Here is an 18,908-nt window from a genome sequence, read left to right on the forward strand (position 1 = left end):
GCAATTTTCAGCGTGTTATGACGCATTTTTATTATCGAATTTAACATAAGGACATCGTGCAATGAGCGTTCATACCATCGATCATCCACTGGTCAAGCACAAGCTGGGTCTCATGCGCGCCGCGGATGTCAGTACCAAGGCTTTTCGTGAACTGGCCGGCGAAGTCGCCAAACTTCTGACCTATGAAGCCACCCAGGACCTCAAGCTCGAATCCTCTACCGTGGTTGGCTGGAACGGCGACGTGGCGGTGGAGCAACTCAAGGGAAAGAAAGTGACCATCGTGCCAATCCTGCGAGCGGGGCTAGGCATGCTCGATGGCGTCACCGATCTGATTCCCAGTGCGCGCATCAGCGTGGTGGGGCTGTATCGCAACGAGGAGACTCTGGAACCGGTGGCCTATTTCGAGAAATTCGCCAACGATCTCGGCGAGCGCCTGGCGATCGTCATCGACCCGATGCTGGCGACCGGCGGTTCCATGTTGGCCACCCTGGACAAGCTCAAGGAGCGCGGCTGCAAGTCGATGAAGGTCATCGTGCTGGTCGCTGCGCCGGAAGGCATTCGCCGGGTGCAGGAAGCCCATCCCGAGGTGGAAATCTACACGGCGGCGGTCGACGAACGACTCGATGAGAATGGGTATATCGTGCCGGGGTTGGGGGATGCTGGGGATCGGATCTTCGGCACTCGCTAAAATATCAAACGAGAACTTGCTGCGCTCGCTCATGCGGCGTTGAAAATCGGCTTAAAATGCTCATTTACCACCTTGTAAACTGCGCTTTTGCGCCGATCTTCGCCTGGCCTGAGCTTCGCTCGCCGACGTTTCGTTTGATATTAAGACATATTCCCAGAAGCCCCTCGCGTTTCTAGCGTCAGGGGCATTTTTTTGCCTGCCGACCGGGCAGGCAATGACGCAAGAACGACAACTCTGGAGATTTTCCGATGACCGATGCCGTAAATTCGGCACCCGCCGAGGAGTCCTGGCCGCATACGCTGCTGGCCGGGTCGCAAATGCTGTTCGTCGCTTTCGGGGCGCTGGTGCTGGTGCCGCTACTGACCGGTCTCGATCCGAGCGTTGCGCTGTTTACCGCTGGTATCGGCACCCTGGTGTTTCATGGCGTGACGCGCAAGAGCGTGCCGGTGTTTCTGGCGTCGTCATTCGCGTTCATTGCCCCGATCCAGGGCTCGATCGCGAACTTCGGTATTCCTGCAACCCTAGGGGGGCTGTTTGCCGCAGGCATGGTGTATATCGTGATGTCCCAGTTCGTGCGGCTCAAGGGAACAGCGTGGCTGCATCATCTGCTGCCCCCGGTGGTGGTCGGGCCGGTGATCATGGTCATCGGGTTGGCTCTGGCGCCGGTCGCGGTGAATATGGCCACCGGCGAAACCAGCGACAACATCGATTATACCCAGGCCATCTTTCTGTCCATGAGCAGCCTGTTGGTCACGCTGCTACTGGCGGTGTTCGGGCGCGGCATGCTGCGGTTGGTGCCTATTCTGGGCGGTATTCTGGTGGGCTACACCCTTGGGTTGGTCATGGGGGTGGTCGATCTTTCACCGGTACGTGAGGCAAGTTGGCTGGCGCTGCCGGATTTCGTGGCACCGACGTTTCATCTGTCGGCCATCCTGTTCATGATTCCGGTGGCAATCGCGCCGGCGGTGGAGCATATCGGCGACATGATCGCCATCGGCTCGGTGACGCGTCAGAACTATCTGACCAAGCCTGGGCTGCATCGCACGCTCCTGGGCGATGGCTTGGCCACCGCCACGGCGGCGTTGTTCGGCGGCCCACCCAATACCACCTACTCCGAAGTCACCGGTGCGGTGACCCTGACTCGCAACTTTAATCCCACCATTATGGTGGTGGCCGCCTGCGTGGCCATCGTGCTGGCCTTCGTGGCCAAGCTGGGCATGCTGCTGCAGACCATTCCCGGCCCGGTCATGGGCGGCATCATGACGCTGCTGTTCGGCTCGATCGCGGTGGTGGGCATGAATACGCTGGTGCGAGCGGGCGCACCATTGACCGCACCGCGCAATATGGTGGTGGTGTCATTGATTCTGGTATTCGGTATTGGCGGCATGCAGATCGGCGGCGGCCAGTTCGCGCTGCAGGGCGTCAGTCTGGCCGCGGTGGTGGGGATCGTGTTGAATCTGGTGCTGCCGCCGGCTCGTGAGGATTACCACTGAGCCGAGGGGGTCAATGATGCTGGGTGGCGCCGCCTTCGGCAAAGGACGGGGGCGTATTGGCGCTGACGATCACGCATTCTTTATCGCCGGTGTTGCGAAAACGATGGGGCAGACGGGAGTCGAAGTAGTAGGCATCGCCCTGGTGCAACACTTGCGTATCCCCGTTGACGGAGATTTCGATGGCGCCTGCGACTATCACGCCGCCTTCTTCACCCGCATGTTCGAGCATGTCTTCTCCAGTATCCGCACCGGGAGGATAGTGCTCATAGAGAAGCGACATGCTGCGGTTCGGGCGTCGTGCGCCGACGAGGCGCCAGGAAAGATTGCCGTCACCGATTTCCGTCAGTTCCTCGGCGCGATAGAAGACCTGCTCATTAGCAAGTTCTTCCCCGGCGAAAAACTCGCTGATGGACACCGGCAAGGCGTCGAGAATCTTCTTTAGTGAACTGACCGATGGGCTGACGCTGTTCTGTTCGATCAGTGAAATGGTGCTGTTGGTGACTCCGGCACGTTTGGCCAGTTCTCGCTGGGAAAGATCACGGCTCTGACGCAGCTGCTTGAGACGTGTACCGACGTTGAATCCGCTCATCGAGCATCCTTGTTGAACATCCTTGACAGTATAATACCCCTTCATGCAAGAGCCGATAAGCGTAAAGAGATGATCCAGTCGACGTCATTGCTTGTATTCACCGGTTTGAGCAACGTCGCTGAGGCTTTCGAGTAGCTTGCGGGTGGTGTCGTCCTCGAAAGCGCTGGAGGGCGCGTGACAGGGTAGCCAGACATGAAAGGTAGCGCCTTGGCCAAGAGTGGAGCTCACGCTGATATCGCCGCCGCCTCGCCTCAGGATGCCGGCGCAGATTGCCAGACCAAGCCCGGAGCCCGCCTCACGGGTCGTAAAGAAAGGATCGAAGATACGCGTCTGTAGATGTTCGGGGATGCCGGGACCTTGATCGCTGACATCGATGCATACCCCGGGGGCGGCGTATCGGTCGCTATCCTGGGTGGTGAGAACGATGCGCTGACCTTCACTGCCGGCTTGCACGGCATTGAGAATCAGATTGACCAATACCTGTTGCAACTGAGCGCTATTGCACTCCACCTGGCGTTCTGCACGGCCCTTCAGGATTAGACGTTGATCGTGTTTGTCGATGGTGTGACGCACGAGGGGCTCGATACTGGCGACGATCGCATTGACATCCTGGCATTGGAGCATGGGGCGCGAATGCCCCAGGCGAGACTGCCCTTGATGAGAGTAGCGCAGCAAGTTGTCAATCAAGGCCCGAATGCGCTCCACCTGGGCGATGATGATATCGATCTCTTCCTTGACCGGTGCAGCGTCGTTACCCAACTGCTGCTCGATGAGTTCGACATGACCCAGGATCACTGCGGCAGGATTGTTGATCTCGTGGGCGATGCCGGCGGTCAGTTCACCCAGGGTGGCGAGTTTTTCCTGGGTCAGCAGCCGAGTTCGCGCCTGTTTAAGCAGGAGAATGTGCTGTTCGAGCGCGCGGGTCTTTTCTCTCAAGGAGTGAGTGCGTTCATCGACCCGCTGTTCGAGCTCGACGGCAGCACGGCGCAGTGCGTTCTGATGGGTTTCGAGACGATCAAGCATGGCATCGAACTCCCGTGCTAATGCCGCCAGCTCGTCATGGCTGCCAATTTCGCCGATACGCAAATGATTGTCTTCGCGGACGTCGCGAATGATTCGGTGCATACGCTTGATTGGCGCCACCAGGCGTTCGACGCCCTGCAGCACGAGCCCCAGGGAGAGCAGGGTGACCAGGGCCAGAACGATGACTATCTGCAGCAGGGTCTCCCGATACAGACGAGTGAAGGGGGCCTCGGGGTAGCCCGCATAGATCATGCCGATGCGCTTGCCTCGAATGCTCGACAGTGCCTCGTAGCCGGCTACATACCAGTCGCTGACCACGTAGGCCCGGTCGATAAAGCGCTTCCCGTGTTCGAGTACCTGCTGGGCTACCTGATTGGAGACTCGGGTGCCAATAGCGCGCTCGCCACTGTGCAGACGCACATTGGTCGCGACTCTAACGTCCCCAAGAAACAGCGTGACCGTGCCTTCGCTGTTTTCCGGCAGGGTGCCTGGCGCATAGAGAAGATCCCGAATGTCATCCACGAGTGCTGCATCCCGGTTGAGCAGGCGCCCGCTATCGAGCACGAGTTTTACGCGGCCATCCTGGTCTACAAGCGGGTAGAGAACCCGAGATACCAGTCCGTTGCGTTCGACTTGACGGGCGGTCGCCTGTGCACGAGGGGTGGCCCTCAAGGCCATTCGCGCCCGGTCGGTAAGCAGTGTATCTATGACGTTCAAGCGCTCTGGCGGTAACGCATCGAATCCTGCAACGGTGTCGCCTTGAAGCACAGGCTCCGCCACCTCGGCGCCTAGTTGTGCCGTCAACTCGTCCGGTGATAACAGGCGTAGCCAATCGAGCTCATTGGCGGTGCGGATCTCTGCGAGAACCTCGGCATGGGAAAGCGAGCCACTACCGTCCAGCGCGGTCGCCAGGGCATGGCTGCCCGCCAGTTCCGCCAAGCGCTCTCGCTGTTGTTCGACCAGACTGTCGAGGAGGCGGCTGGCCACAGCCAGATCCGCATGCACTTTCATGTAGAGCTGTCGATCGCTGTAGGTACTGGTCCAGTAATGGGTCAGTCCCACCAGGGCCAGACTGAAAAGCAGCAATGGCATGCAGGCCATCCATAACAGTCGTCGCCGGACCGATGCGTCCAGCCAGCCCCGCACGGTTCTCACATCAGGCTCTTGGCTTTGAATTCTTTAACATGCTTCTTCACATCGAATGCCTCATGTTGAACTCTGCCAAGCCGCAAGTTTACGATCAAGGGTCTTGCGAGAGATCCCCAAGCTGCGAGCCGCCCGAGACTTGTTGCCGTCATTGGCCTCAAGAACCGCCAGCAAATGATGCTTCTCCAGTACCTCGATCGTCCAGTCGAGAGGTACATTGGGGGCAGTGTCATCATGTTTTTCAGTGGTGCTGTCTTCGAGCAGCTCCCGAGGAAGCCTGCCAAGCAGAATGCAGCGTTCGATGAAGTTCTTGAGTTCGCGGATGTTGCCAGGCCAGGAGTAACGAGCCATGCGTTCAAGATCGGCATGTTGCCAAGGGAGTGCCGTCAGTCCCAACTCCTTGGATAGGTGTTGCGAGAAATGATGGGCGAGCAGCGCTATATCATCGGGTCGCTCCCGTAGCGTGGGCAGCCTGATCGTCAATATGTTAAGGCGGTAATAAAGGTCCTCTCGAAAGCGGCCGCTGGCAACTTCCTGTTCCATGTCGCGATGGGTGGCGGTGACGATGCGCACATCCACTGGCTGTTCCTGCTCGCTCCCCACGGGGCGAATTCGCTTGGACTCTATGACTCTTAGCAGCTTGGCCTGCATGGCCAAGGGCATTTCGGCGATTTCATCGAGGAATAGCGTGCCGCCATCGGCGTAGGTGAACAGGCCTTCGCGTGCCTTGACTGCGCCGGTGAAGGCGCCTTTGACATGCCCGAACAGCTCGGACTCGATCAGCTCACTGGCGACTGCACCGCAATTGAGGGGCACGAAGGCGCCCAAGCGACGGGATAGACGGTGCAGGTCCCGGGCGGCCAGCTCCTTGCCAGTACCCGATTCGCCGGTAATCATTACCGCGGAGGGGGTGGGGGCGACACGCTCGATGATTGCCTGAACCTCGCGAATGGCAGGGCTGTTGCCTAGCATGCCGCCTTGAGCGGAGTGTCGCTGCGTCGTTTCCCGGCGTAGAACGAAGTTTTCGCGGGCCAGGCGGCGACGTTCTAGGCAACGGTCCACGGCGCTGAGCAATTGCTCGAGACGAAACGGCTTCATGATGAAGTCGCTGGCGCCCACTCTTAGCGCATGGATGGCCATTTCAAGGTCTGCGTAGGCGGTCATGAAGATGATGTCGCTACGCCGATCGGTTTCCAATGCTTCGTGCCATTCGATACCGCTACGATCCGGTAGGCGGACATCCACCAGCAACAAGTCGAAATGCAACCGCTGGCGCAGTGCTTCCGCATCCGCCAGAGTGCCGGCGGTTTCGAGCATGGCGAAGCGCGGCGATAACGCTTTGCTCAGATAACGCTGCATGCCAGGCTCGTCATCGACGATCAGTATTGATGCGGTGGGTAGTTCACTAGCAGCGGTCATTCAGGCAACCCTCCACCGAGCGAGTCAGTTTGTCCCGATTTGGGTCGATGTGATGCACTTTAAATGCGTCCTTGATTTTTTTCATGGTAAAGAAGGCGATTTTAAAGGGCAATCCACCGGTATAATGAGAATAGGCATGTTACTTGCAAGCCAAGGGTTCAGGAACGCAAAGGAAAAGGAACCTCAATGAACTTACCTGCTACTTTACGAAACGCCGCGATTATTCTAGGCGCTACGCTACTGACGTCACCGGTGCTAGCGGTGGACAACGAGATCGTTCGACTGGCGACTACCACCAGCACCTATAACTCTGGGCTGCTGGACGAGCTGCTGCCTCGGTTCGAAGCCGAACATCCCTATCAGGTTCAAGTCATCGCCGTGGGCACCGGCAAGGCGCTACGTATGGGCCAGGACGGCGATGCAGACCTGTTGATGACCCACGCACCGGCAGCAGAAAAGGCCTTTGTCGATGCGGGTTATGGCATCGAGCCCGAGGGTGTGATGTACAATGACTTCATCGTTGTTGGCCCGGAGAGTGATCCGGCCAGTATTCAAGGTCTCGAAGAGGCTACCCAGGCGTTCAAGCAGATTGCCGATAGTGACGCGCTATTCGTTTCTCGGGGAGATGATTCCGGCACGCACAAGAAAGAGCTTGCCCTATGGCGGTCAAGTGATATCGAATCCGGCTTCGAGGGCTATCGGGCCGTGGGCCAGGGTATGGGCAAGGTATTGCAGATGGCAAGCGAACTCCAGGGCTATACGCTGACGGATCGTGGCACCTGGCTTGCGATGCAGGACAAGTTGGACTTGAGCCTTTTGATGCAGGGCGATCCCCGTTTGTTCAATCCCTATCAGGTGATTCTGGTCAATCCCGAACGCTATGAAGATCTCAATACCGAGGGCGCGCGTGTCTTGGCTGAATGGCTGACTTCTGAAGAAGGACAGCAGGCAATCGATGAATTTCGTCTCGAAGGTGAGGCACTTTTTCACGCCAGTGCCGGCGAAGGCGTATCGCCGCAGCAGGGCGTGAGTACCGGTGCGAGCCAATGAGGATAGCTGATAGCGATGCCTGAACTACTCGACTCGACTCGGGCAGCCTTGATACTGCTGATTTCCCTGGATCCGAGTCTGTGGGAGATCATCGGCGTCTCGTTTCGGGTATCGCTGACCGCCATGGTGCTTGCCATCCCGCCGGCATTGCTGATCGCTCTTGCCCTGGCGCGTCTTGCGTTTCCCGGGCGCTGGCTGTTGATTTCCCTGGCCAATACCATGATGGCAGTGCCTACCGTGGTGGTAGGGCTCATGCTGTTCATGCTGTTATCCCGCAGCGGTCCATTGGGGGAGTGGCGATTGCTGTTCACTCAGCCGGCCATGGTGATCGGCCAATGGATACTGGCCATTCCCTTGCTGATTGCCATGCTGCACGCGGCCTTGCAGGGAATCGATCAGCGTGCCTGGGAGACCGCACGGCTGCATGGTGCCGGGCGCGTAGCCGCTCTTTGGCGCTTGCTTGGAGAGGCGCGCTTTGGCGTCATGGCGGCGATCGTGGCCTCCTTCGGGCGGATCATCGCCGAAGTAGGCAGCGCCGTCATGGTGGGAGGGAATATCGAACACTTCACTCGCAATATCACCACGGCGATTGCGTTGGAAACCCTCAAAGGGGAGTACGCCCAGGGTATCGCGCTGGGTCTGGTGCTGTTGGGGCTGGCGCTGATACTCAACCTGATGCTGGGCATTCTGCGAGGGCGAGGTCAGCAGACCTTGAGTTCATGACGAAGGAGAGCATGCTCGAAATCAATCGGCTTTCCCATGGTTTCTCGGCCGAGCCCCTGTGGACGATCGATCATCTGCACTGGTCGGGCCAGGATATGGTGCATCTGCTGGGGGATAACGGCAGCGGCAAGACAACGCTACTGAGAATACTGGCAGGACTGGACGTGCCTTGTCAGGGTAGCGTGCGCTGGCGTCTCGATCGGCAGTGGCAGCGCCCACCTTGTCCGGCTCGGGTGATTTATCTGCACCAAACGCCGTACATGTTCGATGTCAGCGTGTTCGACAATCTCCGTCTGGCGGCCCGCTGGTACGGGCTAGCGCGCCGCGATAGCCTGATGCGCGTGCGCCGTATGCTGCACTGGTGCGGTCTCGAGCAGCAGGCGCGACAACGTGCTCGTTCGCTCTCCGGCGGCGAGCGCCTGCGTCTGGCCCTGGCCCGGGCCTGGCTGCTGCAGCCCCGAGTCCTGCTCCTGGACGAGCCGACAGCCAACCTGGATGCTCAAGCCATCGCTGATGTGGATAGTCTGGTGGCGGATCTGGTGCGCGAGGGGTGTGCCGTCATCCTCAGTGCCCACCATGCAAGCGTGCTGACCGAGCGCTGCCAGCGCCGGTGGCAACTCTGCGACGGCCTTTTGTGGGAAAGCACGACGAACGCCTCCTTCATGGCCGAGCGCCTCCTGCGCTGAGTCGCTAAATCTCGCCTGACACTGATCTTGATCATGCCATCCGCATGCCAGGAAGGTTATGCTGGGTGCTGGTCATCAATCACGGATTTCCATGACTCAGGACGATATCACCCTACTCGTATTGGCCGGTGGGCAAGGTCGCCGCATGGGCGGTGTGGACAAGGGCTGGACACGCCTGCACGACAAACCCTTGATATTGCATGTGCTATCGCGCCTGGAGGGGCAGACACGCGGGGTGTTGATCAATGCCAACCGCAGTCTCGATGCCTATGAGCAGCTTGGCTATCCGGTCATCACCGATATCGAAGGTGACTTCAAGGGCCCTTTGATGGGGATTCTCAGCGGATTGACCGCCGCCTCGACGCCCTGGGTACTGGTCGTGCCTTGCGACACGCCGGCGCTACCGAAAGATCTGGTAACGCGTATGATCGATGGCATCGGGGAGCGGGATATCGCCGTGGCCCACGATGGAGAGCGGGCGCACCCGGTGGTTGCCCTGATGCGAAGCGATCTGGCGCCGGATCTGCGCGAAGCACTGGCGGCCGGGGAACGTAAGATCGACCGCTGGTACGCGCGTCATCACTGGTGTCACGTGGATTTCAGCGATCAGCCGGAAGCATTCACCAACCTCAACAGCCCTCAAGACAAGGCGAATCTGAGCCAGCGCCTCGTGGGCGATGGGTCGACTTGACACAGTCAGGTAAACTCATGGTAGCAACGTGCTGATTACTCGGTGATTTCTAGATTTTATTCGCTGTTTGCATGCGGGTTTCGGTACGGCGATTGCCTCTAATGAGGATACGCTGGCTCGCGAATGCACCAATTTGCGCTAAAAACTTGCCGTTATAGAACGCGATTGAAAAACATCATGACACTCGATCTTGCTAATGAAACATTGCCCTTGCTGGGTATCGCCGCCTGGAGTGGGACAGGAAAAACCACGCTGCTCGAGGCCTTGCTACCGCGTCTGGCCGAACGCGGAGTGCGTGTCGCGGTCATCAAGCACGCTCACCACGGCTTCGACGTGGATCAGCCTGGCAAGGACAGCTACCGAATGCGCGCCGCCGGTGCGGCCCCGGTGCTGGTCGCCTCGAAAGCACGCTTCGCGCTGATGATGGAAACACCGAATCGTACGGAACCCGACCTTGCCATGCTGATCGACCAGGTCAGGCCGCTGCAGCCGAATCTCGTGTTGATCGAAGGCTTCAAAGCCTGGCCCGTGCCCAAGCTGGAACTGTTTCGTCCCGTGCTTGAAAAACCGTTATTGGCGGAGAGCGATGTCTGGGTAAAAGGCGTGGCAAGTGACGAAGCCTTGACGTTGCCGGAAGGCGTGGAAGCTCTCGATCTCAATGATCTTGATGCACTGACCGATTACGTGGCGGCCTGGCCGGAGCAGTGGCCACGGCGGCGCCAGCCGCGCAAGACAGGAGTTTCGCCATGAGCCTTTCCTGTTTCGAGCTGGGCGAGCGTATGCTCAGCATCGATGAGGCGTTGACCGCTTTACGAGAGCTGACGCCACGAGCGCTTGAAAGTGAAATTATACCGTTATTTTCATCGCTGAATCGGGTTCTGGCGGAAGATGCGGTATCCCCTATCGATGTACCGCAGAATACCAATGCGGCAATGGATGGTATTGCCCTAAGCTGGCCAGCCAGCACCCAGACGCGATTCGCGCTGCAAGGAGACGTGCTTGCCGGTAGCTGCTTTGAAGGCCGCCTTGAGCCCGGCCAGGCAGTGACCATCACTACCGGCGCGCCACTGCCGCAAGGCGCGGATACCGTCATCATGTCCGAACAGCTGCACATGCAGGAAGATGGCGCATCGCGTTGGGTCGAGATAGCGCAGGCAGACCGGGTGCAGCAAGGGCAGAATGTACGCAGGGCAGGGGAGGATATCCCCCGGGGGACGACGGCACTGGAGGCTGGAACGCGCTTGAACCCGCAGCATCTGGGGTTGCTTGCATCGCTTGGGATGGGTGAGGTGCGAGTCGCACGTTGCCCACGAGTTGCCATCTTCTCCACCGGTGATGAAGTGACCGCGCCAGGAGAGGTATTGCCTCCGGCGGGTATCTTCGACTCCAATCGTTTTTCTCTGCGGGGGCTATTGACTCGACTCGGCTGCGAGGTAGTCGATTTAGGCATTCTCAAAGACGATTTTGTCAGCATCAAAAATACGCTGGAGACTGCAGCGCAGACAGCGGACATGGTCATCACCAGCGGTGGCGTCTCCGTGGGTCAGGCTGACTGGACCCGGAAGGCGCTGGACGACACCGGGCGGCTCGGCTTCTGGCGTATCGCCATTCGCCCTGGTAGACCCCTGGCATTCGGCACCCTGGGGGAGCGCAATACTCCCTTTTTCGGGCTGCCGGGTAATCCGGTGGCGGTTATGGTGACTTTCCTGCAGTTTGTGCAGCCCTTGCTGCGCACCCTGCAGGGTGAGCACCAGTGGCAACCCCGTCGTCTGACGGCGATCGCCGACGAGCCGCTAAAAAGTCGTGAGGGGCGGGTCGATTTTCTACGCGGCATCTACCGCTGTGATGAACAAGGACGCCTGCACGTCAGCATGACCGGTCGCCAAGGCTCGGGGATTCTATCCTCGATGACGGCGGCCAATTGTTTGATCGAGATCGAGGCGACACGCGCCGAAGTGGCGCAAGGTGAAACGGTGACTTTACAACCCTTTGGGGAGCTGACATGAGCCTGACGCATCTTAATTCTCGTGGCGAGGCGCATATGGTGGACGTCGCCGACAAGACGGAAACCCGCCGTGAAGCGGTGGCCGGTGGACGAATTCACATGCGCCCGGAAACCCTGGCACTGCTAGCCGAGGGGGGCATGCCGAAAGGCGATGTGCTGGCCACGGCACGTATTGCCGGTATACAGGCAGCCAAACGAACGTCTGAATTGATTCCGCTGTGCCATGCCTTGGCGCTGTCCAAGGTAAGTGTCGATTTCATGCTCAACGAGGCTGATGCCAGTGTCGATGTGACTGCCACTTGCCGTTTGAACGGTCGCACCGGGGTCGAGATGGAAGCATTGACGGCTGTGTCGGTGGCCTGTCTGACCCTTTATGACATGTGCAAGGCGGTGGACAAGGATATGAGCATTGAAGGAATACAATTGCTCTCCAAGACCGGTGGCAAGTCCGGCGATTATCAGCGATCCCTCGATGAAAACCGACCGGTTGGCGCATCTTCCACGCAGCCCGATGCCTTTGCAGAAGATGCGATGGCTTCCAGGAGCGAGCAGCTCGATATTGCCCCTATCGTGACGGGTAAATTCTTCGAGGGCAGCGTTAGTGTCTCGCTCGGAGAAGAGCGCACCAGCGTCAGTGTGAAGTGTCTTGCAGAGTTGCGTGAACGCCTTGGCGTCAGTGATATCAACGTCCCGCTTACGGCGCTTCTCGAGCCTACGATTGGCGGGCTCAAGAGCGCGCTAGAGCAACAGGATGAGCGCTTCGCTTTACTGCGCGAACAGCGTGTATTATGTGCTGTCAATCAGGTGATGAGCGCTGAAGATACGCTGTTGACTGCAGGCGATGAAGTCGCTTTTTTTCCACCGGTGACCGGGGGATGAACATGATCAAGGTACAGACGCAGCCTTTCGATGTGGGCGAGCAACATGGAGCCTTGCTCACGGGGCGCACCGACATTGGCGCGGTGGTATGTTTTACTGGGCTGGTGCGCGATTTTAATGAGAGCCCCGAAGTTCAGGGGCTGTCTCTCGAGCATTATCCCGGCATGACCGAACAGGCACTTGCCGATATTGTCGCTGAAGCCGAGCAGCGCTGGACACTGCAAGGCGTACGCTTGATTCATCGTGTCGGTCATCTCGAACCGGGCGACCCGATCGTGCTGGTGGCGGTTGCCAGCGCCCATCGCCGCAGTGCATTCGAGGCATGTGATTTCATCATGGATTACCTCAAGACCCAGGCGCCCTTCTGGAAAAAAGAGCATACGACCGGGGGGCACTACTGGGTATCGGAACGTGACTCCGACAAGCAGGATGCCAAGCGCTGGGAGGTGTCATGACACAGTTGATCGACGATTTTCAGCGCGTGGTGCGCTATGTCAGGATTTCCGTTACCGATCGCTGCGATTTTCGCTGTGTCTATTGCATGAGCGAGGAGATGACTTTTCTACCTCGCGCGCAGGTTCTCACCCTGGAAGAGTTGGCGACCGTCGCACGAGCTTTCACCGAGCTGGGCGTGGAAAAGATTCGACTCACTGGTGGGGAGCCACTGGTTCGTCGTGGAATCGATGAGCTGGTGACGGAAATCGGCCAGTTGGAAGGCCTCAAGGATTTCGCCATGACCACCAACGGTGCCGGGCTTGTCAAGCATGCCCCCGCACTGCGCCAAGGCGGATTGCAACGACTGAATATCAGCCTGGACTCTCTGGACTCAGTGCGTTTCAAGCAGCTGACTCGCACTGGCGACCTGAACAAGGTAATCGACGGTCTACACGCGGCCCAGGATGCCGGCTTCGAGCGAATCAAATTGAACGCCGTTATCATGAAAGGCAGAAACGATGATGAGATACTCGATCTAGTGGAATTCGCGCGTCGCGAATCCATCGATATCAGCTTTATCGAAGAGATGCCTTTAGGGGATGTGTCGGATCATTCTCGTGGCGAGACCTACTGTTCCAGCGATGAAGTCCAGGCCATCATCGAATCCCGTCACGCCTTGATGCCAACTACTGAATCCACACTGGGACCTTCCCGTTATTTTCGTATGGCGGATAGCGTTTCGAAGATTGGCTTCATCTCGCCTCATAGTCATAATTTCTGCGCTACCTGCAATCGTGTACGAGTCACCGTGGAAGGGCGTCTCCTTCTTTGTCTGGGCAATGAGCACTCTGTCGATTTACGCGAGACGTTGCGGCGCTACCCCGGCGATATCGAAAGACTCAAGACACGTATTGTCGACGCAATGGCACTTAAACCAGAACGCCACCATTTTACGACGGATGGCGACGTGCAAGTCGTGCGTTTCATGAATATGACGGGTGGATAAAACGCATTTTCAATTGCTTTTTAGCATTAACAGCGATCAATGATCGCTGTTTTTTTTGAATTGACGGTTCTTTTTTTCATTATTAGTGCTAGTCATACCTTGTCAATCGAGTAAGTAAGTTTATACTTTTTAGGATAATAAACTTTATGTAGTCGATAATTTTTTTAGTGCGGAGGAAATCGATGTCTACTGAATCCCTTGAAAGGATTGCGCGCAACAAAAACGTCGCACGAGCTGCCGCCCGTCAGCTAAGCATGGAGCAATTGCATAAGCTTGCGGAGGTCATCAACGAGGTGATCGAACAGAAGCAGCAAGAAGATCATCATCGTCGCGAAGAAGAAGATCAGAAGGCTCGCAAACTTGCCGAAATCAGGGAGGCTATCAACGATGCCGGCCTTTCAGTTGACGACCTGGTCGGTGAGCAGCCCCGCCGGCGCCGTGGCCGGCCCCCCAAGAATGCCAAGGCATGAACACGCCTAAACGGCAAAGTAATTCCTGATACGACACAAGATTAGTAAGAAGCGGCTCAACCGACCGCTTCTTTTTTCGATTGATAATTCTAAAGATAAAGGCACGTGAATCCATCGAATAATAGGCTGAACGTACTTTGCCGATGTCCGAATACCCACATCAGTCAGCATATGTCGGAAAATTAACTTCTGCAGGCGTCAGTTGCAGGTGTACCGTAGGCAGGTGCCGTAGATGATCCGCAAGCCACTGCATCATTAGAAGTTGCAAGTGGTCACGTAGTTGAACGAGTGTTGCCACATTCGTTTTTTCAAGAGTGCTATCGATCCATTCAGCGAAACTATCTTCATCTAGAGCCACTGGAGTCGACGCGTCGATCAGAAGACGCCCTATGCGTAGCCAACCCGAGGTTTCCGGGGCAACGGCAATCACGATGAAAAGCTCACCAAAGCGTTCGCGACGATCGCCTTTCGGGGCTTGCAAACCGGACAGAGCCTGTACGCGATCATTTGCGACGATTCGTGGTGCCTGGGAATGGCGTGTTTCCAGCGTCAGTCCCTTATTGTCAAAGCGAATGAGATCGCCATTGAGGGGAATCAGTGGCGCTGCGATGCCCCTTGTTTCGGCTAGTTCGCGGTGGGTCTTTTGATGAAAAGGCTCGCCGTGGACCGGCAGCAGATAACGCGGCTTGAGCCATTCGTAAAAAGTGTGCAATTCCGCTTGTGCCGGATGGCCTGACGCATGCAGCTCGGGATGTCCTCCTTCCTCGAAAATAGTGACATTGAGGCGACGCAAACCATTGTACAAGCGCTCGATAAGGCGTTCGTTACCCGGAATTGCCTTGGCGGAAAAGATCACCGTGTCGCCGTCCTGTAATTCGAAGTCTGGATGACGTCCCTGAGCGAGCCGGGATAACGCGGCACGTGGTTCGCCCTGGCTGCCGGTAGCAATGACGACTACTTCTTGGGCCGGAAGATAACCAAGATCGCGTACCGGCACCAAGGGCGGGAAATCCTCGAGGTAACCGAGGCCCCTGGCGATACGCACCATGCGTTCCATGGAGCGTCCCATCAGGCTTACTCGTCGGCCACAACGGGTTGCGGCACGTCCGATGGCGAGCACACGCGCCAGGTTGCTTGCGAAGCAGGATACGATGACGCGGCCCGAGCACGTTCGTAGCGTCTTTTCCAGCGCTTTCGCGACCTCACCTTCGCTGCGAGACCAGCCTGGCACCGGCGCATTGGTGGAGTCGCCTATCAATAGATCGATCGGCGCCAGGGAGCGGAATAGCGCTTCGTCGGCCGCGGTTCCGATCACGGGGTCAGGGTCGAGTTTCCAGTCGCCGCTATGCAGTACCCGGTGATGAGGCGTCACAAGCAGCAGCGCGCAGCTTTCGGGAATCGAATGGGGCAGAGGGAGGTAGCGCAAGGTGAATGCGCCGACTTCCAGTGCATCTCCAGGCTCGACGATCTGGATCGCATCGGTAGCAAGGCCGCGCTCCATGAATTTGGAACGCAACAGTCCTGCGGCCAGGGGCGTCGCCAGGATAGGGCAGCCCCAGTGTGGCCACAGCCAGGCGGCGGCGCCGATATGATCCTCATGGCCGTGGGTGATGACCAGGGCGCGCGGGGCGATGCCCATCGCCGGTAGTCCATCGATATTAGGCACTTGCAAGGGTGAGTCCGGCAGATCCTGGCGGATCATCATGCCGCAGTCGACCGCTATCCAATCGTCGCCAAAACCGTAAAGGCTCAGGTTCATGCCGATCTCGCCACAGCCCCCTAAAGGCAGAAAGTGCAGAGGCGGTCGGCGGCGTTGACGAAGCTGTACCTGGGTGTGAAGCATCATAGACACTGGCAAATAAAGAGGTTTTTACTATACGTGATGCCGGGGCGGCGCCACAATGAATGAACGCGGATCATTGCGTTCTCAGGACTGAGTGATCCCCTTGTTTTGTTCATAAGTCTGCACGAGTTTCCCATGTCGTTTGCCGCTGTCGTACTTGCTCCCTGGATGTTGATTTTGACTGCGCTACTCAGTCTGGGCGTGCTGGTCAGAGCCGCTTGGGTATTCCCTTGGCGGCGATTGGAGCAGGACCGACCACTGCAGCATCGGCTGTTGGGTGCCACGGTCTTTGTCATGCTGATGTGGCAGCTACGCGCTCAGGCCATCGACTGGCTTACCCTGCACATGGTGTTCACGGTATTTCTCACCCTGGTGTTCACGGCGCCGCTGGCACTGCTTGCAAATGCGTTGATCAACCTCGCCATGGTGCTGATAGGGCAGATTGCCTGGCCCCTGTTGGGGGTCAATATATTGATTACCGGGGTGTTACCGGCGTTGATCAGTGTGACGATCTGGCGGCTGGTGGATCGGCGCATGCCGGATAATCTATTCGTGTTTCTGTTCGCCTGTGGTTTTTTTGGCGCCGGATTGGCGACGCTACTTAGCGGCATATGCACCATTGGCATCATATGGCTGGGAAGCAGCGACCCGGAGGTGTTGCGCTTGATGGCGGAGTACGCTCTGTTCCTGCCGCTACTGCTGCCCTCCGAGGCTTTCGTTACCGGTACGATGCTGAGTCTGTTGCTGGTCTATCACCCTCATTGGGTGCTGACGTTTGATAGTCATCGCTACATCGACACAAAATAAAAGACTACCCATGGTCTACTACACTCGACGATACGGCGTTGAAATTGATCTCATAATACTCATTTACAACCCGTAAACTCCGCTTCTTCTATCAATTTCGCCTTGTCTCGCCTTCGTTCGTGACGATCATGAGTAGCTTTTAAGCTCTGCATGGGCTTACTCGAACAGCGTCATCTGCCGCGTGCTATCGGGTGGCACCAAGCGCACGCCCACGCCAAGCAAACGCACCGGGCGACTGCGTCGCTTCCAGGCGTCATCGAGCAAGGCGAGAAAGCGTTCTGTGGATGTTTGTCGGCCCAGGCCTTCCAGGGTGGTGGTAGAGAAGTCGTTGAAGCGGACCTTGACGAACAGGCCTTTGATGGCGGGGTTGCCATGACGCTCAAGCCGCTGGCCTAGCCGTTCTATCAGCTTGGGTAGCTCGGCACGACACTCGGGAAGTCCGGCCAGGTCGCGATGAAAGGTGTTTTCCGCACTTACGGACTTGCGCTCGCGTTCGATCTTGACCGGGCGATCATCCTGACCCCGGGCCAGCTCGTACAGACGGATGCCGAACTTGCCGAAGCGTTCGAGCAAGCTGTCCAATGGCCAATTGCGTAGATCGTCACAGGTGACGATTCCCATTTCCTGCAGCTTGGCTGCCGTTGCTGGACCAACGCCGTGTAGTTTGCCAACGGGCAGGGTGGCCACGAAGGTTTCGATTTCCTCAGGGGTGATAACGTGAAGCCCATCGGGCTTGTCCCAGTCACTGGCGATCTTGGCCAGAAACTTGCTCGGCGCCACGCCCACGGATAGCGTGATCCCTGTGCGTTTCAAGGCTTCTTCCTTGAGCCAGCGAGCCATCCAGGTGGCACTACCCTTGAAGCGGGTGACCGCGCTGACATCGAGAAAGGCTTCGTCCAGGGATAAAGGCTCGACCAGCGGCGTCAATTCGTAAAAAATCGCCTGAATACGCTCGGAGACGGCACGATAGCGAGGGAAGTCCGCTGGCATCAGCGTCAGTTCAGGGCATAGGCGCAGTGCTTGGGACGTGGGCATGGCGGAGTGGATGCCAAAGACGCGAGCAGGATAGTTGCAGGTGGCAATGACGCCTCGGCGATCGGCGCTACCGCCGATCGCCAAGGGAATCTCCCGCAGGGCTGGATTGTCCTGCATCTCCACGGCGGCATAGAAGCAGTCGCAGTCGGCATGTAGGATCTTGCGCACGCTAACCCCTGGCAATCAACCGAGGGCTTGGCCGTTGCCCCCGCGAATCACGCCGACGCCTATGCCTTCGATCTCGAGATGCTGGTAGCGCAGATCGATTTCAATAGGCAAGAAGTCGGCATTTTCCGGCAGCAGTCGGACGTGATGCCCATCGCGCTGCAGGCGTTTGACGGTCACGTCGTCCTCCATGCGGGCCACGACGATCTGCCCGTCGCGTACCCGGGTAGTCCGGTGTACCGCCAGAAGATCGCCTTCGAAAATACCGATATCGCGCATGGAGAGCCCCCTTACGCGCAATAGATAATCGGCGTGAGGAGTGAAATAATCCGCCGGCAGCGGACAGTAGCGATCGATGTGGGCAGCGGCCAGCACAGGACTACCGGCGGCAACTTCACCGATGACAGGTAACCCCTGGCTGGTATCGATGGGGCTTTCATCATTTTCCGGTTGTACGAGACGGATGCCGCGAGACGTACCGGGGATCATGCGGATGACGCCTTTCTTGCTCAGCGCACGCAGATGTTCTTCTGCAGCGTTGGGCGAGCGAAAGCCCAGTGCCCGTGCAATCTCGGCGCGTGTCGGCGGATAGCCTTGTTCCTGCATGGTCTTGACGATGAAATCGTAGACATTCTGTTGGCGCGGGGTAAGAGGACGAGTCATGAAGGCTCCGCGATGACCACTGGAATTTGTGCAAGTATACAGCATGTGATTGTATCCAGTAATACAAAAAATTGAAACGTATTACGGAATGA

Annotated in this window: 19 protein-coding genes; 13 read left to right on the plus strand and 6 right to left on the minus strand. The window is 57.8% G+C overall.

Annotated features, from left to right (window positions below):
- The first annotated feature begins 61 nt into the window (after positions 1-61).
- Positions 62-688 (plus strand): uracil phosphoribosyltransferase, encoded by a 627-nt coding sequence (upp, locus tag H7850_RS04270; protein WP_227368137.1) that lies wholly within the window; start codon positions 62-64, stop codon positions 686-688.
- Positions 689-936: 248 nt separating this feature from the next.
- Entirely contained in the window at positions 937-2,181 is a 1,245-nt protein-coding gene (locus H7850_RS04275; RefSeq protein WP_227368138.1) for a uracil-xanthine permease family protein, read from the plus strand.
- A 10-nt stretch (positions 2,182-2,191) separates the two neighbouring features.
- Here H7850_RS04275 and H7850_RS04280 read toward each other — a convergent pair whose 3' ends face one another.
- The 3 genes from H7850_RS04280 to H7850_RS04290 all read right to left on the minus strand — a co-directional run bounded on the left by H7850_RS04280 (position 2,192) and on the right by H7850_RS04290 (position 6,358).
- Positions 2,192-2,770, minus strand: a complete 579-nt coding sequence (locus tag H7850_RS04280; RefSeq protein WP_227368139.1) for a cupin domain-containing protein — start codon at positions 2,768-2,770, stop codon at positions 2,192-2,194.
- A gap of 84 nt (positions 2,771-2,854) precedes the next feature.
- The gene (locus H7850_RS04285) at positions 2,855-4,885 is read right to left on the minus strand and encodes a cache domain-containing protein (protein ID WP_227368140.1); all 2,031 of its coding nucleotides are present in this window, start codon (positions 4,883-4,885) and stop codon (positions 2,855-2,857) included.
- Positions 4,886-4,999: 114 nt separating this feature from the next.
- Positions 5,000-6,358, minus strand: a complete 1,359-nt coding sequence (locus H7850_RS04290; RefSeq protein ID WP_227368141.1) for a sigma-54-dependent transcriptional regulator — start codon at positions 6,356-6,358, stop codon at positions 5,000-5,002.
- 186 nt (positions 6,359-6,544) lie between these two features.
- Here H7850_RS04290 and H7850_RS04295 point away from each other — a divergent pair, with 186 nt between their 5' ends.
- From H7850_RS04295 to H7850_RS04340, 10 genes are all read left to right on the plus strand, one after another.
- A complete protein-coding gene (locus tag H7850_RS04295; protein ID WP_227368142.1) occupies positions 6,545-7,408 on the plus strand; it encodes a substrate-binding domain-containing protein in 864 nt (287 codons plus the stop codon).
- A 15-nt stretch (positions 7,409-7,423) separates the two neighbouring features.
- Positions 7,424-8,131 (plus strand): ABC transporter permease, encoded by a 708-nt coding sequence (locus tag H7850_RS04300; protein ID WP_227368143.1) that lies wholly within the window; start codon positions 7,424-7,426, stop codon positions 8,129-8,131.
- Positions 8,132-8,142: 11 nt separating this feature from the next.
- Positions 8,143-8,817, plus strand: coding sequence for an ATP-binding cassette domain-containing protein (locus H7850_RS04305; protein WP_227368144.1), 675 nt, complete (start codon positions 8,143-8,145; stop codon positions 8,815-8,817).
- A 91-nt stretch (positions 8,818-8,908) separates the two neighbouring features.
- The gene (mobA, locus tag H7850_RS04310; RefSeq protein ID WP_227368145.1) at positions 8,909-9,508 is read left to right on the plus strand and encodes a molybdenum cofactor guanylyltransferase MobA; all 600 of its coding nucleotides are present in this window, start codon (positions 8,909-8,911) and stop codon (positions 9,506-9,508) included.
- 177 nt (positions 9,509-9,685) lie between these two features.
- Complete coding sequence (mobB, locus tag H7850_RS04315) at positions 9,686-10,258, plus strand: molybdopterin-guanine dinucleotide biosynthesis protein B (RefSeq protein ID WP_227368146.1); 573 nt, start codon at positions 9,686-9,688, stop codon at positions 10,256-10,258.
- Entirely contained in the window at positions 10,255-11,514 is a 1,260-nt protein-coding gene (locus tag H7850_RS04320; protein ID WP_264477202.1) for a bifunctional molybdopterin-guanine dinucleotide biosynthesis adaptor protein MobB/molybdopterin molybdotransferase MoeA, read from the plus strand. Before mobB ends, H7850_RS04320 begins: the two co-directional genes overlap by 4 nt.
- On the plus strand, positions 11,511-12,392 hold the full coding sequence (gene moaC, locus H7850_RS04325) for a cyclic pyranopterin monophosphate synthase MoaC (RefSeq protein WP_227368148.1): 882 nt from the start codon (positions 11,511-11,513) through the stop codon (positions 12,390-12,392). Before H7850_RS04320 ends, moaC begins: the two co-directional genes overlap by 4 nt.
- Positions 12,393-12,394: 2 nt before the next feature.
- Positions 12,395-12,847, plus strand: a complete 453-nt coding sequence (moaE, locus tag H7850_RS04330) for a molybdopterin synthase catalytic subunit MoaE (protein WP_227368149.1) — start codon at positions 12,395-12,397, stop codon at positions 12,845-12,847.
- On the plus strand, positions 12,844-13,833 hold the full coding sequence (gene moaA, locus H7850_RS04335) for a GTP 3',8-cyclase MoaA (protein ID WP_227368150.1): 990 nt from the start codon (positions 12,844-12,846) through the stop codon (positions 13,831-13,833). The genes moaE and moaA overlap by 4 nt, the downstream gene beginning before the upstream one ends.
- Positions 13,834-14,015: 182 nt before the next feature.
- Positions 14,016-14,303, plus strand: a complete 288-nt coding sequence (locus H7850_RS04340) for a hypothetical protein (RefSeq protein ID WP_227368151.1) — start codon at positions 14,016-14,018, stop codon at positions 14,301-14,303.
- A gap of 160 nt (positions 14,304-14,463) precedes the next feature.
- Here H7850_RS04340 and H7850_RS04345 read toward each other — a convergent pair whose 3' ends face one another.
- The gene (locus tag H7850_RS04345; protein ID WP_227368539.1) at positions 14,464-16,062 is read right to left on the minus strand and encodes a ribonuclease J; all 1,599 of its coding nucleotides are present in this window, start codon (positions 16,060-16,062) and stop codon (positions 14,464-14,466) included.
- 219 nt (positions 16,063-16,281) lie between these two features.
- Between H7850_RS04345 and H7850_RS04350 the strand changes: the two genes are divergently transcribed.
- Entirely contained in the window at positions 16,282-16,953 is a 672-nt protein-coding gene (locus tag H7850_RS04350; protein ID WP_227368152.1) for an energy-coupling factor ABC transporter permease, read from the plus strand.
- A 156-nt stretch (positions 16,954-17,109) separates the two neighbouring features.
- Here H7850_RS04350 and dinB read toward each other — a convergent pair whose 3' ends face one another.
- Both dinB and lexA read right to left on the minus strand, forming a co-directional pair.
- Positions 17,110-18,156 (minus strand): DNA polymerase IV, encoded by a 1,047-nt coding sequence (gene dinB / locus H7850_RS04355; protein WP_227368153.1) that lies wholly within the window; start codon positions 18,154-18,156, stop codon positions 17,110-17,112.
- A 15-nt stretch (positions 18,157-18,171) separates the two neighbouring features.
- Positions 18,172-18,816: a transcriptional repressor LexA gene (gene lexA, locus H7850_RS04360; protein WP_227368154.1), complete on the minus strand. Its 645-nt coding sequence runs from the start codon at positions 18,814-18,816 to the stop codon at positions 18,172-18,174.
- Positions 18,817-18,908: the final 92 nt, after the last annotated feature.

It is taken from the genome of Halomonas sp. M20 (assembly GCF_020622265.1).
In the GTDB taxonomy this organism is placed as follows: Bacteria; Pseudomonadota; Gammaproteobacteria; order Pseudomonadales; family Halomonadaceae; genus Modicisalibacter.